This window comes from Pseudomonas parakoreensis (assembly GCF_021602155.1).
In the GTDB taxonomy this organism is placed as follows: domain Bacteria; phylum Pseudomonadota; class Gammaproteobacteria; order Pseudomonadales; family Pseudomonadaceae; genus Aquipseudomonas; species Aquipseudomonas parakoreensis.
Window position 1 is genome coordinate 1 of record NZ_BQHY01000042.1, and the last position, 3,515, is coordinate 3,515.

General features: G+C 43.9%; 2 protein-coding genes. Both read left to right on the plus strand.

Annotated elements, in window-relative coordinates; translation table 11 throughout:
- The first annotated feature begins 96 nt into the window (after nt 1-96).
- Nucleotides 97-1,236 carry a tyrosine-type recombinase/integrase gene (locus L6D63_RS28155; protein WP_003154870.1) on the plus strand — a complete coding sequence of 380 codons (1,140 nt, stop codon included), beginning with the start codon at nt 97-99 and terminating at the stop codon, nt 1,234-1,236.
- 2 nt (nt 1,237-1,238) lie between these two features.
- Nucleotides 1,239-2,900: a hypothetical protein gene (locus tag L6D63_RS28160; protein ID WP_071534604.1), complete on the plus strand. Its 1,662-nt coding sequence runs from the start codon at nt 1,239-1,241 to the stop codon at nt 2,898-2,900.
- Nucleotides 2,901-3,515: the final 615 nt, after the last annotated feature.

Consider the following 3,515-nt stretch of genomic DNA (forward strand, 5'->3'; position numbering starts at 1 on the left):
GTGAAATGTGCCCTTTAAATAGTTACAAATTTCCTTGTCGTAGGAGTCTGGGGCGTCTACCGTGACTCATATTGCAAGCTTTATGGGGCGGGTGAGATGGAGTTGGTCTTCGCAGATGAGGGGTTCAAAATAAACGGGGTTAGCTACCCTGGATTTCCTATCATCCTAACAGCAGAACTACGGTCAATTCCCGAGGTAAGCGCCTTCTTGATTTACCGCTGCCTTCACAGGGGGCGAGTTGAAAGTAAACATACATGGGCCTCATACGGGCAAGCCCTTTACGACTATTTAGGTTTTCTAAATGCTGCCAATCGAGACTGGAGAAATGTTGGTTTTTTTGAGCTGGGCTCGAGCCCACTGGCTGCATACCGTGACTGGTCGATGCGTAGTTGCGGGCTTAGCGAAAACACCATAAATCTTAGACTGCGAGTTGTTTGCTCTTTCTATAACTATGCAAGGCGCCAAGGTTGGATAGAGAGGGTTCCATATGATGTTGAAACAGTAAGGGTCGCAGTCCATTCTGTATTTTTGGCTCATGTGGATGTAACTGGAGGATATGTCGCTTCTCCCGATATACTAGTGAAGGGGAAGAGAACAGCAATAAAAGTTTTAACTAAAGAGCAGGTTAGAATTTTTTTAAATTCCATAAGTTGTTCTACTCAAAAGCTTATTGCACGACTAGCCCTAAGCAGTGGGTTGAGGAAGGAAGAGCTCCTTACATTTCCAAGCTCCTATATATTTGATCCCGCTCAAATATCTAAAGGCAGTTCTCACTTTAGAGTTTTCTGTAGTCCAAAGGATATGGAGCTCAAGGGGAATAAGGCGCGGGAGATTGACATCCCTCGCTCGCTTATGGCCGCGCTCTGGCAGTACAAAATTCATGAGCGTAATCGGAGTATGCAGACCTCATGTGTAGAGTCAATTCCGTTGTTTCTATCTAGGTATGGTGTGCCTTACAGTCCTAAAGGCCAGAGTCTAAACCATATGTGGAAAGATCTGGGGCTTCCTTTCACAGTCACTCCTCATATGCTCCGCCATACCTATGCGACGCATACACTCCATGACATGCGCAGGCGTAAGAGTGTTATAGATCCGTTGCTATATGTGCGGGATAGGCTCGGCCACTCCAGTGTGGCTACTACGCAGAGGTACTTGCACTTAATTTCTATGATCGAAGATGATGTTATGGGAGATTATCAAGAATTTATTGATTCTGTCTGCGTTGGAAGAATATGAATATGGCGCGCAAAGATTTTTCTTCTGCTGCTCTGGTGATAGATAAAGGCTCATCTAACCACATCATCGCGGATCATCTGTCAAAGACCATTAATTTTGTTCCGGAGAGTTATGTTATTAATTTTCCGGAAAGTCCGTTGACAGTGCGGAAATTGGATTTCGGACGATATTATGGTGTAGGGTGTGATGAGGTTACCTATTATTGCCATAAAGTCATCGAAGTGCTGCTCGGGTCTGCTATAGCTTCGCAAGGTAAGACTAAGTCCGTGGCGAGTATTATTACTTATGCAAAGCGCGTTTCGAGAAGCTTTTTATGCTATTGCTCATTTATGTCAATGGCTATGAAGGGTGAGATAGGTTTGCGACATATTGATAGGGGGTTTGTTGCATCTTTTATTAGATATCTCGAGGCCTCTGGTGCTGGATATACAACTCAGAAAAATATTTACACCTGTTGTAAGTCAGTGCTTGGCGAGTTGGTAAGGTGTGGGTTACTTTCAAGTGATATATTTCCTCCTAATCCTTACCCGCACTCCAATAGGAGGAAAAGTAGTGAAAAAGCTTTTTCAAAGAAAGAGTTTACACAAGTTATTAATGCTTTGAAAAGAGAGGTGATTGCAGTAAAGGAGGCGTCTGGTCCTATTTTGGCGGAGGGCTTGGCCTTTTGTGCGGTTGCAATAGTAGCTCGTACTGGATTGAATCTTACGCCTTTAATCGAACTTTCCATGGGGTGTTTGCTTCCTCATCCGCTTAGGCGTGATCGTAGTATTTTGATTACTTATAAGCGCCGCGCTCATAAAGTGAACTATCAGTCAGTTAGTAGTGGCGCTGTGTCAACGCTGGATGATGAAGTAGATACCCTGAGTGTGGTGCTGCCCGATATTTCCGCTATTATAAAAATGGTCGCAGAAAGGAATGACTCTATAAGGAGTAGGGGGGAGTGGAAAGATAGGCTATTCGTTCGTGAGCGCCCCTTAAAGAATCCTGATGAAAGAACTCCTGCACCTATAACTATTAATACTATTAATCGAGCTTTGGAGGCGCTGGTAGTTCGTCATGAGTTGATTTCTGATAATGGTGATAGACTGGTTGTTAATGTGTCTAGATTAAGGAAGACCTTTGCCAATAAAATATGGGAGCTCTCAGGTAATGATCCTTTTTTAACTGCAATGTTGGCTGGAAATACTCCAAAAGTCCTCTTGGATAGTTATTTGGAAGCGCCGGCTGATGCTGAGAAAAATTGGGCGTTGATGGGGGAGGTTCGTAATAAAGAACTTCTCGAAAATGATCATGCCGATCTTGGTATTATTCCGGTAAAAGAGGTAAATACTGCTGTGGCCCGTTGCAAGGATACCGTTAACGGGCACAGGGCTCCCAAGAATGGGAGTCATTGTGTGGAGTTCTTAAACTGCTTTCGCTGCAGCTCTTTCGTAGTGACTGCGGATGACCTGCATAGATTATTAAGCTTCTATTGGTTGTTGGTTCGTGAGCGCGGGCGAATCGGTGCAAAAAATTGGGTGAGGTTATATAGGCATATAATTAAAATTATTGACGAAAAAATCTTGCCTAAATTTGATAAGTCCACTGTCGTGGCTGCTAGGGAAAAAGCTAGGCAGAATCCTCATCCATTTTGGAAAGATCCTGAAATTTTGGGGTTGGCATAATGATTTTGGCTAAGGGTGTTAGCTATTATCAACAAGAAGCACTGAGAAAGGCTCGTGAAGGTCACACGCACCTGCCTATAGCAGTCACCGCTACACGGCTAGGGGACGGGACATACAAAGTCTTAAGTTACCTCGCGGATGACGTTTGGCGATTCCCAAACGCGATTTTTCCACCTGGGACTGCTGACCACGATAAATGCATTCGGTTCGGTAAGATTCCAGAGCGTTGGCGCTCAGTTCTGAAAATAGTTATGCTTGAATACTATTTAAACGGCATAGAGGGCCGGGTGCGACCAGTCGGATCTTCGTTAATTTCTTTTTTCAAAAACGTATCATTATTTTTGAAGTTTGCTGGTGCTTATGTCGAGTGCTTGTCTGAAATTTCAGAATTTCTGTGTATGCAGTATGTTAATTATTTAAAAAATAGTAGCAGTAGATCTGGTAATAAGTTTTCTAAGTCCTATCTTTGTACGCGATTGAGCTCGGTGCACACACTGCATCTGCTCAGTAAAGTTACTACTACTCCCATGGTGCACCCTTGGCCTGAAAGTAGCGCGACTGAGTTGTCAGGCGCAAATCGTGCTCACTGGGCCCAATCAAAGACCTTGCCAATTC

Excerpts from the sequence above, each read along its gene's own strand:
- L6D63_RS28160 (WP_071534604.1), top strand. The coding sequence starts at position 1,239 with ATGGCGCGCAAAGATTTTTCTTCTGCTGCTCTGGTGATAGATAAAGGC.
- L6D63_RS28155 (WP_003154870.1), top strand. The coding sequence starts at position 97 with ATGGAGTTGGTCTTCGCAGATGAGGGGTTCAAAATAAACGGGGTTAGC.